Origin of the sequence: Rhizobium sp. BK399 (assembly GCF_014194695.1) — a bacterium.
GTDB lineage: Bacteria > Pseudomonadota > Alphaproteobacteria > Rhizobiales > Rhizobiaceae > Rhizobium.
Genome location: NZ_JACIAH010000022.1, coordinates 26,503 through 45,797 on the forward strand (window position 1 = coordinate 26,503; position 19,295 = coordinate 45,797).

At 57.8% G+C, this 19,295-nt stretch carries 16 protein-coding genes; 8 read left to right on the top strand and 8 right to left on the bottom strand.

Going from position 1 to position 19,295, the window contains the following annotated elements:
* Positions 1–187: 187 nt before the first annotated feature.
* Positions 188–1,114: a glycosyltransferase family 2 protein gene (locus FHT97_RS27560; RefSeq protein ID WP_246712809.1), complete on the bottom strand. Its 927-nt coding sequence runs from the start codon at positions 1,112–1,114 to the stop codon at positions 188–190.
* A 498-nt stretch (positions 1,115–1,612) separates the two neighbouring features.
* Here FHT97_RS27560 and wecB point away from each other — a divergent pair, with 498 nt between their 5' ends.
* Positions 1,613–2,833 carry a UDP-N-acetylglucosamine 2-epimerase (non-hydrolyzing) gene (wecB, locus tag FHT97_RS27565; protein WP_183864824.1) on the top strand — a complete coding sequence of 407 codons (1,221 nt, stop codon included), beginning with the start codon at positions 1,613–1,615 and terminating at the stop codon, positions 2,831–2,833.
* An 844-nt stretch (positions 2,834–3,677) separates the two neighbouring features.
* Here the strand turns inward: wecB and wecC are convergent.
* The 3 genes from wecC to FHT97_RS27580 are packed head-to-tail and all read right to left on the bottom strand — an operon-like array spanning position 3,678 to position 6,981.
* Positions 3,678–4,937, bottom strand: a complete 1,260-nt coding sequence (gene wecC / locus FHT97_RS27570) for a UDP-N-acetyl-D-mannosamine dehydrogenase (RefSeq protein WP_183756527.1) — start codon at positions 4,935–4,937, stop codon at positions 3,678–3,680.
* A 43-nt stretch (positions 4,938–4,980) separates the two neighbouring features.
* Positions 4,981–5,742: a WecB/TagA/CpsF family glycosyltransferase gene (locus FHT97_RS27575; RefSeq protein ID WP_210280964.1), complete on the bottom strand. Its 762-nt coding sequence runs from the start codon at positions 5,740–5,742 to the stop codon at positions 4,981–4,983.
* Positions 5,743–6,981, bottom strand: a complete 1,239-nt coding sequence (locus FHT97_RS27580; protein WP_246712810.1) for a hypothetical protein — start codon at positions 6,979–6,981, stop codon at positions 5,743–5,745.
* A gap of 482 nt (positions 6,982–7,463) precedes the next feature.
* On the opposite strand from FHT97_RS27580, the gene FHT97_RS27585 reads away from it, so the two are divergent.
* A complete protein-coding gene (locus tag FHT97_RS27585; RefSeq protein ID WP_183756529.1) occupies positions 7,464–8,408 on the top strand; it encodes a glycosyltransferase family 2 protein in 945 nt (314 codons plus the stop codon).
* On the opposite strand, the gene FHT97_RS27590 is transcribed toward FHT97_RS27585, so the two are convergent.
* Positions 8,387–9,610 carry a glycosyltransferase family 4 protein gene (locus tag FHT97_RS27590; RefSeq protein WP_183756530.1) on the bottom strand — a complete coding sequence of 408 codons (1,224 nt, stop codon included), beginning with the start codon at positions 9,608–9,610 and terminating at the stop codon, positions 8,387–8,389. The two genes, FHT97_RS27585 and FHT97_RS27590, sit on opposite strands and share 22 nt — an antisense overlap.
* Before the next feature lie 258 nt (positions 9,611–9,868).
* Here FHT97_RS27590 and FHT97_RS27595 point away from each other — a divergent pair, with 258 nt between their 5' ends.
* Positions 9,869–10,798 carry a glycosyltransferase family 2 protein gene (locus tag FHT97_RS27595; protein ID WP_183756531.1) on the top strand — a complete coding sequence of 310 codons (930 nt, stop codon included), beginning with the start codon at positions 9,869–9,871 and terminating at the stop codon, positions 10,796–10,798.
* 390 nt (positions 10,799–11,188) lie between these two features.
* Here FHT97_RS27595 and FHT97_RS31180 read toward each other — a convergent pair whose 3' ends face one another.
* Complete coding sequence (locus FHT97_RS31180; RefSeq protein ID WP_246712811.1) at positions 11,189–11,461, bottom strand: hypothetical protein; 273 nt, start codon at positions 11,459–11,461, stop codon at positions 11,189–11,191.
* 3 nt (positions 11,462–11,464) lie between these two features.
* Between FHT97_RS31180 and FHT97_RS27600 the strand changes: the two genes are divergently transcribed.
* A complete protein-coding gene (locus tag FHT97_RS27600; RefSeq protein ID WP_246712812.1) occupies positions 11,465–12,439 on the top strand; it encodes an O-antigen ligase family protein in 975 nt (324 codons plus the stop codon).
* Positions 12,440–12,769: 330 nt separating this feature from the next.
* On the opposite strand, the gene FHT97_RS27605 is transcribed toward FHT97_RS27600, so the two are convergent.
* Positions 12,770–14,281 (bottom strand): hypothetical protein, encoded by a 1,512-nt coding sequence (locus FHT97_RS27605; protein WP_246712813.1) that lies wholly within the window; start codon positions 14,279–14,281, stop codon positions 12,770–12,772.
* Between the two features lie 43 nt (positions 14,282–14,324).
* Positions 14,325–15,077: a hypothetical protein gene (locus FHT97_RS27610; RefSeq protein WP_183756532.1), complete on the bottom strand. Its 753-nt coding sequence runs from the start codon at positions 15,075–15,077 to the stop codon at positions 14,325–14,327.
* Positions 15,078–16,761: 1,684 nt separating this feature from the next.
* Between FHT97_RS27610 and FHT97_RS27615 the strand changes: the two genes are divergently transcribed.
* The 4 genes from FHT97_RS27615 to FHT97_RS27630 all read left to right on the top strand — a co-directional run bounded on the left by FHT97_RS27615 (position 16,762) and on the right by FHT97_RS27630 (position 19,277).
* Positions 16,762–17,280: a copper chaperone PCu(A)C gene (locus FHT97_RS27615; protein WP_183756533.1), complete on the top strand. Its 519-nt coding sequence runs from the start codon at positions 16,762–16,764 to the stop codon at positions 17,278–17,280.
* Positions 17,281–17,326: 46 nt separating this feature from the next.
* A complete protein-coding gene (copC, locus tag FHT97_RS27620; RefSeq protein WP_183756534.1) occupies positions 17,327–17,692 on the top strand; it encodes a copper homeostasis periplasmic binding protein CopC in 366 nt (121 codons plus the stop codon).
* On the top strand, positions 17,689–18,564 hold the full coding sequence (gene copD / locus FHT97_RS27625; RefSeq protein ID WP_183756535.1) for a copper homeostasis membrane protein CopD: 876 nt from the start codon (positions 17,689–17,691) through the stop codon (positions 18,562–18,564). The genes copC and copD overlap by 4 nt, the downstream gene beginning before the upstream one ends.
* 110 nt (positions 18,565–18,674) lie before the next feature.
* Positions 18,675–19,277, top strand: a complete 603-nt coding sequence (locus tag FHT97_RS27630) for a HupE/UreJ family protein (RefSeq protein ID WP_183756536.1) — start codon at positions 18,675–18,677, stop codon at positions 19,275–19,277.
* Positions 19,278–19,295 lie beyond the last annotated feature (18 nt).

The following is a 19,295-nucleotide window of genomic DNA, read 5'->3' on the forward strand; positions in this document are numbered from 1 at the left end:
ACTGGCTCCGATGATCAGGGAAAGTGAGCACGGAAACTCGTCGGGAGAGTTTCCTTTCCGCCCATACGAATGAGCGGGGAAGAAGACCGATCAGCACGATACATGGCGCGCTCAACGCCCTGACAAAGTAACTGCGCGTCTAAGGGCGGCTTGACGTTTCGCTGCGTTAAACAGCCTCCCTCGCGCCCTATGTATCCGCTTCTCTGTTCCACCCCTCAACAAGTGGGGAGGCTTTTCCGGACAGTGTTAGAGCCAGCATCTTTCTGGCTCGATAGAGGCGCACCCGCGTCAGCCAGGCGAAAGCGATAACCCGGCTTCTGACCCCGGCGATCCGCCCGGAGGTCAATACGTTTCGAACTTCCACAAGGGGTGAAGCCGCGACCAAAATCGTCAACGCTAGCCAGCGCATCAACGAGGACTTGCCGCTGCGCACATCGCCGAAGGCATGGGCAACGTGACGGTCCCACCGGCGCGCCAGCTCGGAGAACGACGTGCAGGAGGGAGTGAGAACCCGTGCCTCCTCCAGAAAGGCGATGCGGTAGCCCTTTGCTGCCGCCCTTTTCCCCCACTCGGTATCCTCCATCGTCATGATGCCCCCGAAAGGACCGACCGCGTGGAACACACTCCTTCGAACTGCCATGTTTCCGGTGGCGGTGTAACTATGCTTCTCGACGTAAAGGCGTGCGCGATAGCTGAATAACTCCTCATACGCTTCTATGCCCGTGGGCGACGATGCATCCTTCCGCAAAATGCCAATATCCCCCCCGACAATATCCACGCCAGGCGTCGCCTCCATAAACGAGACAATCGCCTTTGCCCAACCCGGCTGCACGACGCAATCTGCGTCGATAAATGCGATCAGATCGGAGGTCGCAAGTGACGCGCCGAGATTGCGGGCCGGTCCTGGGCCGGGGATACGTTCACGCACCAGGCGGACGTCGCTTACTCCGCTACAAGCATTAAAGGGCATTTCGTGCGAGCCGTTGTCGACGACAATGATCTCTATTCGGCCGGCAGACGCTCGCTGGAGATCCAGCGCTGCAAGACAAGCTCTGAGATTCTCCGGCTCATTAAGATGAGGGATCACCACACTTAGTTGGAAATTATAACCCATGACGGCTCCCGTCAGCATGGCAGTCTCGCTGGCGGCCAAGCCTATGCGACGACGCGCCTCTAAATCAGTACCGAGAGTCTGGCATCGGAGGCTGTGGATTAGGAAGCCTTGCCTGCCGCCAACTTTGGAGGAAACCTGCCTACGCCTTTCGATGATCGGTCGACCAGTCCACCCTCATCTGATCGTGCGGGTAGCCGGCGCGACGGATCGCTAAACCGCTCTCGGTTACAGGCACATGACTGCGCTGCTCGTTCCGCGTTGGGGCGATCCGACGGGCGCGCGTGCATCATTTTCCTACCGAATAGGACCTTATCCATAGGTGGCAGATGGTCGCCGAAGGGATTATCCGAACCTGCCGCGCGGACCGGGTGCAACGCCCATTGGGGAACTATACACCCGCCCGCGATCGCCTGATCATGTGCCAATACGACCGAGAGCGGGCGGGCCTCAGAAAGACGCTGCGACCTGCTCACTTTTCACGAAAAGAAGGAAAAGTTTATGCGGAAAATTTTGATCGTGTATGGCACACGCCCTGAAGCCATTAAAATGGCGCCGCTAATAGATGCCCTTGGCCGCTCTGCCTTCTGCCGCCCCATCGTGGCCGTAACCGGTCAGCATCGCGAGATGCTTGATCAGGTGAACCGTCTTTTCGGAATCGAGCCTCACCACGACCTCAACATCATTACCCAATCCCAGACGCTCGAAACGATCACCTCCCGTGTACTTACGGGTGTATCCGCGGTGATCGATGCGGAGCGGCCGGACGCACTTCTGGTTCAGGGTGACACGACTTCCTGTTTTGCAGCAGGCCTTGCTTCCTTCTATCAAAGAATTCCGCTCATCCATCTCGAGGCAGGCTTGCGGTCTGGGGATGACACCAATCCCTTCCCGGAAGAGATTAACCGTCGCCTGACCACTCGGCTTGCCACGCTTCACCTCGCGCCGACCAGGGTGTCGAAGCAAAACCTCCTCAACGATGGCGTGCCCGAAAACGAGATTGTGGTCACCGGCAACACCGTGATCGATGCTCTCCTTCAGGTGTCGGGACGAAACACCCCCATCGAAAACGGCGACTTTGGACTCAAGCGAACCGTTCTCATCACTACCCATCGACGCGAATCCTGGGGCGAGCCCATGAAACGCACTGCAGGCGCCATCGCCCGCCTTGCCCGAATGTTTCCAACCGTCAACTTCCTCCTGCCTGCACACCTTAACCCGGCCGTGCGATCTGTCCTTCTGCCACCGCTCGAAGGCCTCGGCAACGTCACGGTCACGCAGCCTCTCGACTACTCCGACTTTGTTCGGGCGATGCGCGATTGCTCTATCGTTTTGACTGACAGCGGTGGCGTGCAGGAGGAAGCGCCTTCTCTCGGCAAGCCGGTACTGGTGATGCGCGACACGACGGAGCGGCCAGAAGCCGTCGAGGCTGGCACGGTTCGTCTGGTAGGGACGGACGAAGACGCAATCGTTACCAATGTCGCGACCCTGCTGACGAACCGGAGCGCGTATCAATCAATGTCCCGGGCGGTCAACCCCTATGGCGACGGACGCGCATCAGAGCGTGCGGTGTGCGCCATCGAACATTTCTTTGGCCACGCCGAGCGGCCAGTGGAATTCGGCGCGATGCTGCCCGCTCTACGCTCCCGCAGGCGAAGAACGCCAGCCGCAGCACAGCAAATCCCTGCTAATCGGCCTTTTGGAGAACCGCTAACCGCCTAGCCATTTACAAAAGACAGCAGACTCCGACACACTGTCGCTGTGACCAATTAAGTTTCAACGCCTTGACGTCCACACAGCCATGGCTGGCTTCGACGGCGTTGGATCAACCCGAACTCCGCCACGTGTCCATGGAAGTCGATCGGATCGCCGCGTGTTTTGTCGACTGGCGTGATCCGCACGCTTGTTTGGCAGAGCGTACCGTGATGGAGGATGTCGATCATCGGGACAAGCTACGCACGACCCAATGCTATGCTTCTGTCGAAAAATTGTTCGCGTTGTTTGCAGGCAAGTCCACGTTGAATAGTCTGCACATGCGCCCGCTGGCGAGCCGATGTGCCACCTTAGCATCGGGCCCCAAGAGGCTAGCAATTGTAGGCCTTCACCTGTTCCCTGGGGGCCCAATACCAAACCGCCTGGCGACATCGTCCGCGACCTCGACAACCCGCATAGCTCATTGCACGGCGATCAGGACTAAAGATCTTGTTACTGCTATTTGCTGCTCTGCCCGCCAAGCTGCTGCTCCACCATCGATTCCAGCGCCGGCGCGGTCAAGAATCGTCGGGCAGATCCGCGAGGCTTGCCCGACGTGCGACGCGATGGCAAGCTCAACTGGTTCGCATGCTGAAGCAGGTCCGTATTTGGGAGATGGTCATTCGCGGGCGGTCACGCCACGTCGAGACACGATTGCTTGCCATATACGCCGGCGGCGGCATGGAAGCCCGCAGCATCACATTTACTCCGACCGCAAGCGCCAGATGATGCGCGCGATCAGCTGAGGCTGTGGTTTGCCTTGCTGGGCTGCTGTCAGGATCTCTTCGTCCGCATCGGTTGGCGGCACTCGCCCCTATTGGCGCCATGCGCCACGCGTGTCGTAGACGACTTTGCCTCCAAGCCGAGTATGGCGGATCGTTTTGAATGGATCGTGCTCGACCAGGAGCACCACGATGTCCGCGTTTTCGACAGCCGAATGTGCTCCCTCGAGACGCAAGTTGTCACGGCCGGACAACTCCTTGGGAAGCTTGTCAACATAGGGATCAGCCACAATCACCTCCACCTCGGGAAGAGACTTTGCGATAAGATCGACCACCTCGATGGCGGGGCTCTCTCGGACATCGTCCACATTGGCCTTGAAGGTAAGGCCCAGACAGGCGATCTTCGGTGAACGGAACCTTTGGGCTTTTTCTACAACCTGACCCGCTACATGATGCGGCCGCTGGTCGTTCACTTCTCGCGCTGTCCGTATAAGTCGGGCCTGCTCGGGCGCTGCACCAACAATGAACCAGGGATCGACTGGAATGCAATGTCCACCGACGCCGGGCCCCGGATTAAGGATGTTGACCCTCGGGTGCCTGTTGGCGAGCCGGATAACCTCCCAGGCATCGATATGCAATGTTTCGCAAACAAGCGAAATCTCGTTTGCAAATGCAAGGTTCACGTCCCTGTAGGCGTTCTCGACCAGCTTCGCCATTTCGGCGCTTGCGGCATCCGTCAGCAGGATTTCGCCCTGCGCGAACAGACGGTATATCGAAGCCGCCTTTTCGGCGCATTTGGGCGTGAGACCACCAACGACCCGATCGTTCGTGACAATCTCAATCATGATGCGGCCCGGCAGCACACGCTCGGGGCAATGTGCGATGTAGACGTCCGCGCCGTTCTCGCCGTCAAGCGGCATCCTTAGATCCGGCCGGAGCGCCGAAATCCATCTGCATACCTGCTCGGTCGTCCCGGGGGGTGAGGTAGACTCCAGCACGACGATGTTTCCGACTTTGAGCCGAGAGGCGATCTGTTCCGCCGCCGCTTTGACGAAAGACAAGTTTGCCGAGCGATCCTCGTTGAAGGGAGTGGGTACGGCAATGATAAAGGCGTCGGCCTCTGGGAGTTCAGAGGTGGCGGTCAGTCGACCCATCGCCACGGCGCCGCTCACAGCCACGGCGAGATCGGGTTCGGTGAATGGCACCTCTCCCCGCGATACGGCCGCGACGATCGCCGGGTTTATGTCCACGCCGACGACATCGACGCCCCGGGTGGCGATTGCCACAGCAGTCGGCAGGCCGATGTAGCCCAATCCCAGGATTGCCAGCCGGCCCTTGAAAACTTCGCTCATAAACCCCTACCCCTTTAAAACACCAATGTCGCTAGAGTCCGTATTAGCTGTGCCGAAAGGCGCGGGCCGGACGAATGGCCTCCACGGCCGTCAATTGAATGAAGCGTGTATTTGTCGACAGATAACGCCACCAGAGGCGCCGTGGCTCCAGCAACACGCGATAGGCCCATTCCATGCCGACCTTCTGCCACCCGAGCGGTGCGCGACGCGTGAGGCCCGCCATCACGTCAAAGGAACCGCCCACGCCATGCAGAATCGGGACACCGAGAGAGGCGGCATGAGTGGCAAGAAAGATCTCCTTCAGCGGCGAAGTCATGCCGATAAACAATATGTCAGCGGCGGAGTCGCGAATTCCCGCGGCGATTTCGGCCGACTCGCCCGCTCCGAAATACCCGTTACGGCTGAATACGATTCTCGCTTCAGGGAAACGTTCGGCGATGACCTTTTCCAACTTGCTGAGTACTTCGGGCCGCGCGCCGAGAAGCGCGATGGAGCGTTCCTCATCGTTGGCCAGCCGGAGCAACCGCTGGAATATGTCGATCCCGGCCACCCGCTCGGGAAGCGGGCGCCGAAAGAGCTTGCTCGCCCAAACCACTGACTGGCCGTCAGCAAGCAGAAGGTCACATTCAATCAGGGAATCCCTCAGTTGCGTGTCCTTGCGAAGATTGACGATCTTGGCTGCGTTAACGACGCCGAGCATCAGTCGACTGCGCGTGTTGAGTGCCGCGCGGCACTTGTCGATGACCTCGTCCATGCGCATTGCGTCTAGATACATTCCGAATAAGAGTTGCCGACTGCCCGACATTCAGCCCTCCCGAGCCTTTTGGTTGTTTTCGGTGCTTGCTTCCAACGCAAGCTGGGTGATGACATCGCTTGAAAGCCAAGCGTAGAGCAGCCAGCCCAACTCGTAGGGGCGGCACTCGTGGTCGACACGGATCGGCGGAAAGATGTAATTGACGAGTTTCGGAGACCATAAGGCCGGGAAAACGGCAGTCGTCATCGCGGCCGCCCCGCGAACGGCCTTGCCCGGCTCGCGCCGTGCCACTTTCCGCCAGATCACCCCTCGTTCGGCATCTATCAGCTCCGCAGACGTTTCCGGATGTTCATAGATCCAGTGGAGACCCTTGACGATCGCCGAGAGACGGTCCTTGCCGCCGGCTTGATGGAGTTCATGCAGGACCATGGGCGCCATCGCATGCTGGTGCACGCTGTAGACGGGATAGCCTTCCGTGACCTGGCCCGTCCGCGCATCATAATGCCACCACCACTGTCCTTGCGGGCCTTGATGAGCGCATATTGTCTCCGCACAGGTTTCCGCGATCGTGAGCGCTTCCCTATTGTTCGTCACGACGTGAAAGCGCGCCAGCGCCTGGATCGGATAAACCTGGTCGGCGAAGGACCCGATATGACCGCGCAGCCAACCGGCTGAGGTGGACGGCAGCACGTGCGGAAAGATCCCCGAGCCCGACCAACCCGAGAGAAGCTTCCTGCGGGCCAGATGCGCCACCTCAATTGCCGGTCCCCATCCCCACGCCGCGACAGCGGCTGTTAAGGCCCAGGAGCACGCGACCGTCGCGATGGGAACGTCGGCCGCGAGGTAGTCCCGGAGCTTGAGAAAGAGAGCGGAGGGCCGGTCGCCGGAGATCTCGACTGTTGCCCATGTCGCGACCGCCAACGCACCGATGTCCTGCGACGACTCGGCACGCTGCGCGGTCATCTTGGCGAGATCTGCAGCATTGCCGAAACCGAGCACTTGCCGCTGAACCTCGTCGCTCACGCGCGAAAGGCCGAGTGCGACCATCGCTGCATAGCGAATGCTTTCCCCTTCCAGCCGCGTGTTCCACCCTGATGTCGAATGCTGACCGCGCAATGTGTGCCCGAAAATGCCGTTGCGGTGCATGGCCGGCAAACCAGCTAAAGCAAGCTGCAGAAGCGGATCCAGCCTGCTGCTGGCTGATAAGGATGTGGCGGCGAGCGCCTGCAAGCGCATGTCCGCGGCATTGATGCCGCCGGCTGCATGGCGCTCTGCGAACCCTCCGGGCATTCCCCCGTTCGACCCTCGGCTATCATGAACATCATTGGCCATAGAAAACCCTGAACGATAGAAGTGGACAACCGAACGGTTTCTCCGCCTCAATGCGCGAAACGCCAGCTGCAATAAAATCATATTAGAAAATTCGATCGCCCTAACCACCGCTCTCAAAGACTTACGGAATGCCGCAAGTGAGTAGGGTCGAAACCGATGAATGCACCAATTGGAGGTGCTATACTAAACGGGTATGCGACCTAATCCTCATGGCAAAGGCTTAAAGCCGTAGTCCCGATCGGGTGAGGACTATCTTCTCATTCGCCAATAGGATGATCTTTTCTAAAGCCCGACTAGCCTTTCAGGATGACGGCGCCTGTCTGCGTCTCGTATCCCTACCTCTCTCGACAGTCTTTCATCAGAGGCCATCTTTGGACAATGTGGCGGCATCCTACCCGCAGCCAAATCGCAACGAAAGTGAGAAAAGGCAAATGGATGCGATGTCGAAAAAGGTCCCGCTTGGTGCTGAACCATGCTTCAGCACCAATGCGGGGATTGCTCTCGTAGTCGTCACCTACAACAGCGCCGGAGTTCTACCGGGAATGCTCGATTCTCTTGCGAGCGGCCTTGAAGGCACAGATCGATATGAGATTATTATCGTCGACAATGCTTCTCACGACGATTCCGTCGCCTTGGCGCAGGCGCATCCAATCGGCGCGACGGTGATAGAAACGGGTAAAAATGCCGGCTATGCAGGTGGGATCAACGTTGCTGTCGCGACAATTGCCCCAGAGATCGATGTCCTGGTCCTCAATCCGGATATTCGGTTGCAGGCGGGCTGTGTTCGCACTCTCTCCCGGCGGCTTTCGGATGATGCGATCGGCGTAGTTGCCCCGAAACTCCTCAACGATGATGGAACAGTTGCCCATTCAGTGAGGCGCGAGCCGTCTCTCCTCACGATCTGGTCGGACGCACTCCTCGGAACGAAGCTGGCAGCCAAACTCGGTCTCGGCGAAATCGTTGCTTCACCCGATCTTTACAGACGCGGCGGCGCAGTCGACTGGGCGACCGGTGCAGCCCTGGCGATTTCAGCCAAGGCGCGCAAAACAGTCGGCTCCTGGGACGAAACCTTCTTTCTCTACAGCGAGGAGGTCGACTACATGGAAAGGGTGCGGAGTGCCGGAATGGAGGTCGCGTATGTGGCCGATGCCTGCGTAGCACATTCCGGCGGCGAGTATCACCAGAACGCCTATCTTTCAGGGCTTATGACGTCCAATCGCATACGCTACTTCCGTCGGCATCACAGTGCCTTCGCCACCTTGTTTTTCCGCCTCGGCATCATCGTCGGCGAGACGATGCGCATGACGCTTGGCCCCGGACATCGGGCAGCCTTATACGCCGCACTCTTCTCGGCCGCGGGGCCTCAAAGCGCGCCGGCGCGTTGAGACGCGTTGATAAGATCGGCGTAAATTGCGTCCATCCGGTCGAGCTTTGCCGACCAGAGTGCAGTCTGGCCCACATGCGCGTAGGCAGCCGCCCCCATCCTGTTTCGCAGATCTTGATCCACGGTCAGTTTTCGGATGGCCGCAGCGATATCAATAGCCAGAGCATCCGGTGTCGTGACCTGAAGCTTAATCGCACAGCCGGAAGACACGGCACTTCCCGGCCCGCCGCGATCGACGACGATCAACGGCAATGAGAACGCCATAGCCTCCAACGCCACGTTCCCGCCCGGTTCTCGATAGCTCGGAAAGACGAAGATATCGGCCTTACGGTAAAGCTCCGGCAACTCTTCCTTCCGCCGCCAGCCGTGCAACCGCACACGGTCGCCTAGATGGAGTTCGGCGATGAGCCGTTCGCACTCAGACCGCTCCGGACCTTCTCCGACGATATCGAGCTCAACAGGCAAATCGCGAATCAAGTTCATGGAGCGAATGATGTCGCGCGCGCCCTTGGTTCGCACGAGGCGGCCGACATAGATCAGCTTTATCGGATTAGGTCGCGCTGATCTGTCGATGGGCGCCGGGATGCCGTCAAGGCCGGTCTCGCTCATCACCTCGAAACGTTGCAACGGAATCCCGGCAAGTTGTTCACGTACATAGCTGGCGATGCCGAGGACACAATCGGCGCTTTGGAAGCTGGCGCGCAACATTGGGTCCCAGCGTAACCGCATACGGTCCAGATGCCGAAGCTTCATGAACCAAGGGCTGGACGCCTCGTCCGCAGCAAAGCCCGCTGGCGTTGACAAACCGCCACCAACCGGACCGATGATCAGCGGCAGCCCCAGCTTCGCCGCAGGTGACGGGTAGCGCATGGCAACCGGGACTGGTTGATGAACGATGTCGAAGCGTTCTCCCCTCTCTAGCGCTGAGATCAGCCATCGGCGGGCCCTGATGTAGAAGGGCACGTAGCCTGGTTTCATGAGACTGTTCAATCGCTCCGCTCGGCCAAGCAATGGCGGCTCCTGCCACTCGATGACCCTTATGCCGGTCATTTGCTCGCTGGCGGGCCTGGCTCCGCGTTTGAAATACGTCAGCAGTGTTACATCGTGACGCTCGGAAAGCCTTCGCGCCCATTGAGACGCCACCCATGCCTCGCCAACATCTTCCCCGTTGCACGTTGGCGCTACAAGCACAATCTTCGCCACGTCATTTATTCCCTTGCTTAACCGTCGAGATCCCTTCAACGAGGATTTAGTAAAGCAGTATGGATGCGGGCTTGATCAGAGACAATGCCACCTTTGGTGTGGTCTATGTACGCCCTCTTTCCATCACCCTGTGCCGAGACAGCAGTTCCTCTAAAGGATAGGGCATAGTCCGCTTTGGTCTGTCTTTTCGACAGATTCGAGATTGTATAATCATGACACTATCGAAGCGATGAAAGAGTATGCGCCCGGAGGGCCACGATGACTGCTGAGGTTTCCGTCATACTACCTACCTACAATCGGACGCACAGCCTCCCAGCAGCTATCGCAAGTGTTCTTTCACAATCCTATACCAACTTCGAGCTGATCATCGTTGACGATGGTTCGCGAGAAGATGTGGAAGGGGTCATCAAGGCGATCGACGACCCCCGGCTGCGCTATGTACGCCGGTCGATCAATGGGGGGGCAGCGGCCGCCCGCAACACCGGGCTTATGGAAGCCAAAGGACGTTTCATTGCCTTCCAGGACAGTGACGATCTCTGGCTGCCCGGAAAGCTCATGAAACAGGTAACACTGCTCTCGGGTATGCCGCATCATGTTGGCGCCCTCACGGGCGCAAAGATCGTTTACGGCCGGGACGCCCGCTTCAACTATGGCCCAGGACGCGTCGCATACGCACCGCAACCAGAAACATGCCTGCGCGTGGACGAAGATCAACTGAGCCATCTCCTGACGGAAAACCGAATTAGTGTGCAGAACGCACTTTTTCGGCGTGACTGCCTGCCGTACACCGCTTGGTTTGATAGCTGCGCTCGCGCCAACGAGGATTGGGAATTCGCGATCAGGCTCGTCCAACACACGACGGTTTACGAGGATATCGAGCCGGTCGTTCTTGGCTTTGCTTCAGCAGACAGCATTTCCTCCAATCCGCGCAAGCAGATGATCGGTATGCTCCGTATCTTGCGAAAGCATAGGGCGGTCCTGTCGCTTCGGAAAAACCAGCGGTCGTGGATGCTCATCGATCTTGCCATCACGTTCTACAAAGTCGGCAAGCCCAGGTGGGCCATGAAGTTCCTGCTGGCCGGTCTCAAGGATCATCCGGCTCATAGCCTTTTACTCGGAACAGGTTTCTTGAGAAGGGCTTGCAGGACGACAACGCGGCGGGTCCAATCCTTGCTAGTGTGGTCGTAGGTCACAACGCGACGCGGGATCAGGCAAAGGAGATTCCATGTCAACGCACAGTCCTTTTTCGGGGGTGGGAAACTCGCTCGACGTGGTTCTGATAAACGCGGTGGCGATTGGATCGCGGACCTGGCGCTCCAAGTGCCCTCCTAATCCTTAGTGTGTAGTGCGCTAGAGATCTGCGACCGTGATATCAAAGTGAAATATCAGCAATCCAGACTGCGGTTTATTATGAGGGCTTCAGCCAGAACAAGGGTAAATACGGACACCGCCATCCTTGAGGACGGCCCTGCCCCCCTTTCGCGCCAAACGCTTCGCCGGCGAGAGACTGCCGCTGCGCCCACCACCCGGCTGGCATTGGCCGTTAAGGCTTTCATCATTTGTGCATTCCTTCCTTGGCTATGGCAGATCGGCTCCGTCTGGATTTCTCCGTACCGGCTTGTGTTGATTCTTGCTGCGGTGCCCTGCATCTTCATGTGGTTGACCGGTCGAGCAGGCACCATTCGCGCCGCCGACATTTCCATATGCTTTTATTGTCTGTGGTGTTTCATCAGCCTGTCCGTCGTGCATGGCGTAGATGCTGCCCTTCAGCCCGCCGGAACGATGACCGTCGAAACCGCCGGAGCCTATTTTTTGGGACGGTGCTTCATCCGTACGCCCGAGCAGTTCCATGCGATGTCCCGCCTGCTATTCTGGATCATCGTCATGATCTTTCCCCTCGCGATCATTGAGTCCGTGTCGAACACGAACATATCGCTGGATGTCTTTTCGAAACTTTTCCCGACTCACGTCGTTGCGGAAAACATTCCGCGCTGGGGGTTGCGGCGCGTGCAAAGCGTCTTCGAACACCCGATACTGTTCGGCGTAACCTGCGGCGCCATCCTCGCCCTCGTCCACCTCGTTGTATGCGAGAAAGCGTCACCCGTGCAGCGCTGGGGTGCGACCGCAGTTGTGCTCGTGACCGCAGCTCTTTCGCTATCTTCAGGCCCGATAACCGCCCTTATGGTTCAGATTCTCATCTTGTTCTGGGACCGGGTTTTCAACGCTTATCCGAAGCGCTGGCGCGTGCTCTGGATCCTTCTCCTTGCAATGTACGGGATGATCTCGCTGGTCTCCAACCAGTCGGTCCCAGAATTTCTAATGACCCATTTCACCTTTGATGCGGCCTCGGCTAACTATCGTACCCTGATATGGCACTTCGGATCCGGTTCAGCCCTCAATCATCCGCTCTTCGGGGTGGGCTTCAACAGATGGGACCGACCGGAATGGATGCCAAACAGCATCGACATGTTCTGGCTTTATCATGCCGTCCTGTTCGGCATCCCTGCCGGTCTGCTGATGATATTGGCCTTCTTCATGATGGTCATTCCGGTTGCTTTCAAGCGCGGTCTCGAGCCACAGCTCGTCCAGTATCGCACGGCCTATCTGGCTGTCATGAGCGGTTATTTCCTCGTTGGTTGGACTGTGCATTTCTGGAACGCCACCTACGTGCTTTTCTTGTTTTTCCTGGGAAGCGGCAGCTGGCTTCTCGATGCCGGCAACCAGCATCGCAAAGCAAGCCGCGACGGGCCTGGCGCCATTCCGAACCGTCGACCTTCCGGCCGCCTGTCATCACGCCCGTACGCAACCGAGTCGGGCGGCCTTTTGTAGGCACCGTCGACTGGCGTTGACTTTACCTATCGAAACGGAACAGGGAGGAATGGGACGGCTTGAGCTTGTCGATAGCGGCCGGTGGCGACGGTTCGGCAACGAGATGAAGTACAGATTGTCGCGGCGATCTCTTCGGAACTTGGCTCGCGTGTGACACAGGCACAGTCACAGGGATTTTGCGTTCGCGGTCATGAATGGCGGCGGCATAGGGTCATTGCCGAATGCCGGCCATTGAGGCTGTCAGCACGGATGGGTCCTGTGCCCGTGGACCGCGATGTCGACATGGCCGCCGCCCTCTATACACTCCGTCCCCAGGTTGCGCAGCGTTGCCTACTCGGCGCGGCGTGCGAGCATGCGGCCGAGTTTGACTGAGGTCAGCTGTCGAATTTTCCGAATCGCCCGATTCGGAGATGCCATTGCGTTACGCGCTATCCTCGCCCTGTCGCGCCAATCGCCATAGCGATTTATTGGAAGCGATAGCAATTCCGGCCACGTTTGTTGGATCCCCTGCACTATGAGGCCGTTGTTGCGTCTGAGGGATGGTGTCACAGACAGCATCGCCATATAGATATCTCTTGAAACAAGCGGGTTCACCTCGACTATCCGCGGCGCAGCGTACGACTGCGAGAAAGCCCAGCAACTCATACGGAGTTCCATATAGGCAAGATCTAACAGGAAGAGGCTGTCATAGTGCCTGAGCGGTTCGAGCCAACGCTGCACCTCCTTAAGTAACAAAGGATGCTGCGGAAGCTTCAGCCTCGACACGATGCCAGGCGCATCAATGGCTATTCCTTGTTCTGAATTCAACCAAAGGAAGCCGCGGCCTATCTCGCCGCCGAGGCCTCCGATGAATATCCTGCCGTTCAGTGGCTCTACGCTTGGATGCATCGTCATATTGGAGCCGGTGATGCAATGGCCGACGCGCAACTGCCAAGCTCTCGCTCCATTCGCGTCCGCTTCTACATATTCGAGCAGGCGATGCTTCAAGTCGAAGCGCCTTGCTAGTTCCCTCGAGCGCGTGACGTCCAGTTCCGCACCCGGGGCCTTGACTGTGACGAAGTCAATATCTCCGGCAAAACTACGGCAACAGCCGAGAAGAAGCCGCGTCTCGTTGCCCGCTGTAAGAGCCATTGTCCCAAGTCCGGTCCGCTGGATTGCCCGTATTGTGCGTTCGACTTTATCCACTATCAAGGCGACCGGTTCTGAGAGATTCTTGGCTTCCTCAATCTTGCCGGCAGGCCAATGCCGCACCGTCTGCATAGTTTCCATATCAAGATAGTGGTTGCACATTAGGCGTCTGATGCCGGTATGTGCAGTCAGTCCTGCTGGAAACCAGCCATCCTCATCAACGGTCAATCCTCGATACAGCTCGTTATCGAACCGTTGGCGGTAGGCTGCTGGGTCGAGAAGCAAAGCGGTCGTGGCGGCTGCAGTTTTGGTTTGAGGGTCGTAAACCAGGGAATTGCTGCCGTTCGCATCGAGATAGATACGTTGCGCAGAGGTTGTATCGAGTACGAAGACAAAACTGCCCGCTAGCCGGTAGATCTGTTCCTCAACCCACTGGTCGATATCGTTGATCTGATCCAGTGAATCGTCCAACCGTATGGAGGACGTGAGAATTTCCTCCGCGTCGGTATCGATGACGGTTCCTAGAAAAAGTCCTATTGAGCGGCCGGAAGCATCCAGCACCTCAACCCTGTTCAGTGGTTCAAAGACGTCAACGCATAGCGTTTCTAGACAGTGGCGCGTGGCACTCGCAGCCGTCGGGCAGTCGCCCCGCGAAACAATGAACTGTCCTTGGAAATCAGGGAGGGGAAACATGTGGCTGGTTCCAATCATCATTTTGCTAGTCAGCTTGACTTCCTATTTTGCTTTGGACTGGGAACTACTCGCCGCTCAAGGGGCGAAGATCCTCGTCCCAGGCATTGCCGGCCCAGTCACTGCGGTTGGTTGGAGCGAACGTCGCGATCTGACCGTAAATTCCGCAATGGCCATTGTGGCCGTAGATTTTTGAAAAACGGTTGCCAATGATCCGGATGTGGCCACTACTGGGCGCGAATGCCCCGGATTCGCCACCGTACACGCAGTAGGAACCGCCCGAAACAAGATTGCGTGTAATCGTCACGTTGCGCGCCGGGGCGAAATCCGAATAGACAACGATCGGAGCTGAAACGCCCTCCTGAGAAAGCAGAACCGTATTGTGGTCGAAGATAACATCGGTCGCTCCGCCATGATTGGAGATGCCCGAATGATGGTCGCCCGCCTTGTGGCCAAGATCGCGCACGAAATTTCCCTGTACTAGGCCCTCGCGCTCGATCGTAATACCGTTGGACACGTTCCAGATATTGTTTCCGCGAACGATCAGGCCCCTTGCACTGCCATAAACATCGCTTACGCCGCGGCTAGCCCGCTGATCTGCCGCGCCATCGCATCCCAGGAGATTATTCTCGATACGCGCGTCGTCGGCGTCATAGCCATCTGCGGGGCGACCGGCACGGACGGCAACGATGGAATCTGTGTCGCACGCGACTATCTTACTGTCACGCAGTGTGACATTCGGTGCGTCGATGACGACCTGTCCATGCACTTCGACGGCTTCGATCGTTGCTCCCGGCCCCGTGACGCGTAGCCTGCCCATGTTCGGCTCCCACGCCCATCCTGGGCCTGACGACACATCTTGCGGCACCCGTCGGAGGACGGTTCCGCGTGCAGGCCCGGTATTAGTCTCATCGGGATAGCCGCATACAGATGGGCGCTCGGCGCAATGCGTCTGTTCGGGGGCGGGCAGGCATGGTGACGAGCCGCCGCACACGTCATCTTTGCCCTCGGCAAGGGAGGCGCCAGACGCTGATAAAGTGGCCGACATAAGCATGGCAATGCTCCCCCACGCAGCATTGCGCAGCCTGACCGGTCGGAAGATGTTCCATGACGATCGGCTCAACCTCGGTCTGTTCGTCGGACAGCTGCCAATGGCATCGGCTCTACGCGATTTGCGCGCCAGAAATCCGATGACGCGATGGCCGAATCTGACTGCCTTCATTGCCCGGTTCTCCGCTCTATTAACCTTGCGACGGCTCGGTCACTGCCTTCGCAATTGTTGCTGTAGGGTCCTCCCCAATCAACCTCTACCAAGGACTCTAGGTGACGACTTTTGTGATAGTCACCGGCGCATCGACATGCTCTCTAGCGAACCGTTGTTTTTAGAGATCGCACCCATCACTGTCCTTAAAAAGGAGATGAAAGCTTTCTCCAGTGGCAATTCTGTTTGAGAGGCGGCGCCTAGTTCCTCTTCGTAAAATAGATCAATTTATATTGTTTTGTTCAATATATCCGCTGCTACGCAATTTGACCTAGAGTACGTCTGCAAGATGAACAAAAGTAAAACGCGTACGCAGGCGCGCCATTATAAAGTCTCGTCGTAACCGGAACCAATTTGTCATGCCGGATAGGCACACCGACGCCTGGTCGGGCAAAGACCCGACGCGCGGCCGAGAAGGCGCTTACTGCAACGCGAACAAGCAGCGACCATCGACGGTCGAGGCCATCGGCGACAAGCCAGTTATGTTGCCCGTCTGCGCCTCCGAACAGTTCAGGAGCTAGCCGGCCATATCACAAACACGCTACACCGGATTTGTGTTTGCGACGACGCGAGCTATATCCGTTTCGAGCCCCTTTCAAATTGCCGCATTGAGATCTATTGCTTTGCTCCCTATAAGCATTCGCGTCAGCGAAGGAGAGGCGGTTGCAGGCACGAAAGGCGATGATCATGCTATGGATGTTGCGCATGACCTGCGCAATCGCCCTGCTGCTTGTCAGCTTCGCCCATCAAACGCCATCCCTTGCAAAAGAGGCGTTCGCTCCTGCCGAGTTTGCAGAATATATCCTTCCTGACGGCACGCTTCCCGTTATCTGCATAGCGCACAAGGCAACCGGGATGGACAAGCATACGGCGCAGCAATTGCATGGCTGTGAAGCTTGCTGGATTGCCGCCTCGGTTCTATTGCCGGTTCCTGACAATGATCGCAGCAAACATCTTCCTGCCGCGACCCTTGCTTTGTGGCATTATGACGTTGAAGTGTCTTTCAGACGGATCATATCGCCAAACACTGGGCCCAGGGCACCACCCGGTCCGCCCGCATTTGCTTGAACCGGCAAATCGGCTCATCCGCAATGCCTGGCACAATAGGCGCCGATTTGCGCTGCGGATATCCGTTCGGCCATTGGTAGATCGAACCGCATCCAATTTCCATCTCACAAGGGGCGTTTTTCTTCCGACCGTCGCTTTCCGTCGTTGCGAGGAATCCCTCTGCTAGGAACACATTTTGAAAAAGCTGATCATTCTCATAACAAGCCTGTCTTTTGCCGGCCTGTTTGCTGCAGTCGCTACCGCCAATGACGTCAAGGTGGGCGCCATCGATATCGGACACCCCCGTGCGCGGGCCATGGTGCCCGGTGCAAAGGTGGGTGGCGGTTACCTTGAGCTTACCAACACCGGTTCTATCGATGACAGGCTTGTCAGCATTACATCCGAACGCGCGGCAACGGCGGAGGTCCACCAGATGAGCGTCGCCAATGGAGTGATGACAATGCGGCCGGTTGTTGACGGATTGACGATACCAGCCGGCAAAACGGTAGAACTCAAGCCGGGCGGTTTTCACGTCATGTTCATGGATGTTGCTAAGCCTTTCAAGGAGGGCGAAACGATCAAGGCGACCCTGACCTTCGAAAAGGCCGGTTCCGTCGACGTAGAATTCACTGTCGGAAACGCTGGAGGTGTAAAGTCGACTTCTCCGGACGGTCATCACGATATGGGCGGAATGGATATGTCAAAGCCGCAATAGCGTGCTTGTCGGCGAGTTTCAAAATGTCTCAGCAAGGGGAATTTCAATGACCCATTCTCGTTTCACAGCCCTGTTGCTCGTAGCGCTTCTCTTCACTGCAGGCCGCGCTTTGGCACACGCCCATTTGACTGACAGCCTCCCCGCCGACAAGGCAACCGTCGCGGCAGCGCCCGCGGAAATCGATTTGCATTTTTCCGAGGAACTCAACATCAATTTCTCGGGCGCAAAGGTCACCGGCCCCGGCAAGGCATCTGTCAAAACAGGCGATCCTGTTCTCGTCGACGAAGGCAAGACGCTAAAGGTCCCACTTTCGGAGCGGCTAGGTCCAGGGGCCTACTCGGTGGACTGGCATGTTCTTTCGACGGACGGACACAAATCAAACGGCAATTATAGCTTCACGGTCAAGCCGTGACTCCCGACTCTGCGCTCATCCTGTGCCGCTTTTCCCTTTATGGCTCTGCCATGTTCTTGTGGGGAGCGTCCGCGTACCTCGGCTGGTTCGTTCCATCGGGATTGTCTGCACAGGTGGGCCAGCAGTTGCACACCTGGTATCGGCTCGCACTGTTCCTGGTCATCATCACGACCGCCCTGACGCTTCCGCTGCAGGCTGCCACGATTGGCGAGGGGTGGGCCGACGCGTTTCAGCCGGAGATGCTTAAGTCTATCCTAGGCGAGACCAACGTTGGCCAGGCCTGGATTGGCCAGGCCTGCGCGACCGTCTTTCTGCTCCTGTCGTTCGTGGTGCCATTTGTCGGGCGACGCGCGGTAGCCGTCGGTGCAGCACTGCTTTTGATCAGCACGACGATGACCGGTCACGCCGCCATGAACAGTGGCTGGCTACGACCCCTGCACCGCATCAACGACGGTCTTCATCTCCTGTCGGGAGGCGCCTGGATCGGTGCGCTTCCCGCCATCGTGGTTATCCTTCCTAAACTTCGTGAATCAATGTGGCAGCAGGACGCTCGTCTTGCATTGACACGGTTTTCGACAGCGGGACATGTGGCCGTCGGGCTGGTGATCACAACAGGTATCGCCAACACCATCCTTGTCGTCAAAGCCCCTCCATTGGACTGGCAGATAGACTATCAACGTCTCCTCGGTATCAAGATCTTTATCGTCTGCCTTCTGGTCGGGATCGCGATCAACAATCGCTATATCCTTGTTCCGAGGCTCGGCCGGAGCGCGACGCTGGGATGGTTGACGTGGGCCACCATTGCGGAAATCGCTTTCGGCTTCCTTGTCCTTGGCCTTGTTGCCGTCTTCGGCACGTTGCAACCGACGTGAGCTTCTCGAGAGACCTACGTCAAATGACGGTGGCAGCACTTTTTTTTAGCTTTATCCTTGCCGTTCACCGTGCCATTTTTCCCGGCAAAGCTGCATTGATAGGGGACACAATGTTTTCAAAAACGAAAAGATTCAGCATTGCACTCGCGGCTTGCGTTCTTGTTCCCTCGCTTGCCCTCGCCCATCCAGGCGACGGCCAAACGATCGGTTTTTTTCATGGCTTCGTTCATCCGGTGACGGGACTTGACCATGTGCTCGCGATGGTCCTGGTCGGCATCCTCGCATGGCAGCTCGGCGGTCGTGCGCTATTCACCGTCCCGACCGGTTTTGTGTCGTTGATGGCTCTCGGCGGCGCACTTGGAGCAGCGAAGATCTCCGTGCCCTTTGTTGAAACCGGCATCGCCCTGTCCGTCATCGTGCTTGGTGCCGCTATTGCAATCGGAGTACGGACGCCGGTTGCCGTCGCGACGGGCGTCGTTGGTCTATTTGCAGTCTTTCATGGACATGCGCATGGCCTTGAGATGCCCGAAGCGGATGGCAGGATCGCCTATGCAGCCGGGTTTTTGGTGGCAACCGCAACACTGCACGGCCTTGGGATCCTGGTGGGCTGGCTAGTAGGCAAGGCAACCGAGCGCCACGGGAAGATTGTCACCCGCGCGGGCGGAAGTATTGCAGCACTGGCCGGTTTCGGCCTGCTCACCGGAATTATCTGACAATTTGGCGACAATGAT

Excerpts from the sequence above, each read along its gene's own strand:
- copC (WP_183756534.1), top strand. The coding sequence starts at position 17,327 with ATGACCCATTCTCGTTTCACAGCCCTGTTGCTCGTAGCGCTTCTCTTC.
- FHT97_RS27585 (WP_183756529.1), top strand. The coding sequence starts at position 7,464 with ATGTCGAAAAAGGTCCCGCTTGGTGCTGAACCATGCTTCAGCACCAAT.
- FHT97_RS27600 (WP_246712812.1), top strand. The coding sequence starts at position 11,465 with ATGTCCCGCCTGCTATTCTGGATCATCGTCATGATCTTTCCCCTCGCG.
- FHT97_RS27560 (WP_246712809.1), bottom strand. The coding sequence starts at position 1,114 with ATGGGTTATAATTTCCAACTAAGTGTGGTGATCCCTCATCTTAATGAG.
- wecC (WP_183756527.1), bottom strand. The coding sequence starts at position 4,937 with ATGAGCGAAGTTTTCAAGGGCCGGCTGGCAATCCTGGGATTGGGCTAC.
- wecB (WP_183864824.1), top strand. The coding sequence starts at position 1,613 with ATGCGGAAAATTTTGATCGTGTATGGCACACGCCCTGAAGCCATTAAA.
- FHT97_RS27605 (WP_246712813.1), bottom strand. The coding sequence starts at position 14,281 with ATGATGATTGGAACCAGCCACATGTTTCCCCTCCCTGATTTCCAAGGA.
- FHT97_RS27630 (WP_183756536.1), top strand. The coding sequence starts at position 18,675 with ATGTTTTCAAAAACGAAAAGATTCAGCATTGCACTCGCGGCTTGCGTT.
- FHT97_RS27580 (WP_246712810.1), bottom strand. The coding sequence starts at position 6,981 with ATGCCCGGAGGGTTCGCAGAGCGCCATGCAGCCGGCGGCATCAATGCC.
- FHT97_RS27595 (WP_183756531.1), top strand. The coding sequence starts at position 9,869 with ATGACTGCTGAGGTTTCCGTCATACTACCTACCTACAATCGGACGCAC.
- FHT97_RS27575 (WP_210280964.1), bottom strand. The coding sequence starts at position 5,742 with ATGTCGGGCAGTCGGCAACTCTTATTCGGAATGTATCTAGACGCAATG.
- FHT97_RS31180 (WP_246712811.1), bottom strand. The coding sequence starts at position 11,461 with ATGGAACTGCTCGGGCGTACGGATGAAGCACCGTCCCAAAAAATAGGC.
- FHT97_RS27610 (WP_183756532.1), bottom strand. The coding sequence starts at position 15,077 with ATGGGCAGGCTACGCGTCACGGGGCCGGGAGCAACGATCGAAGCCGTC.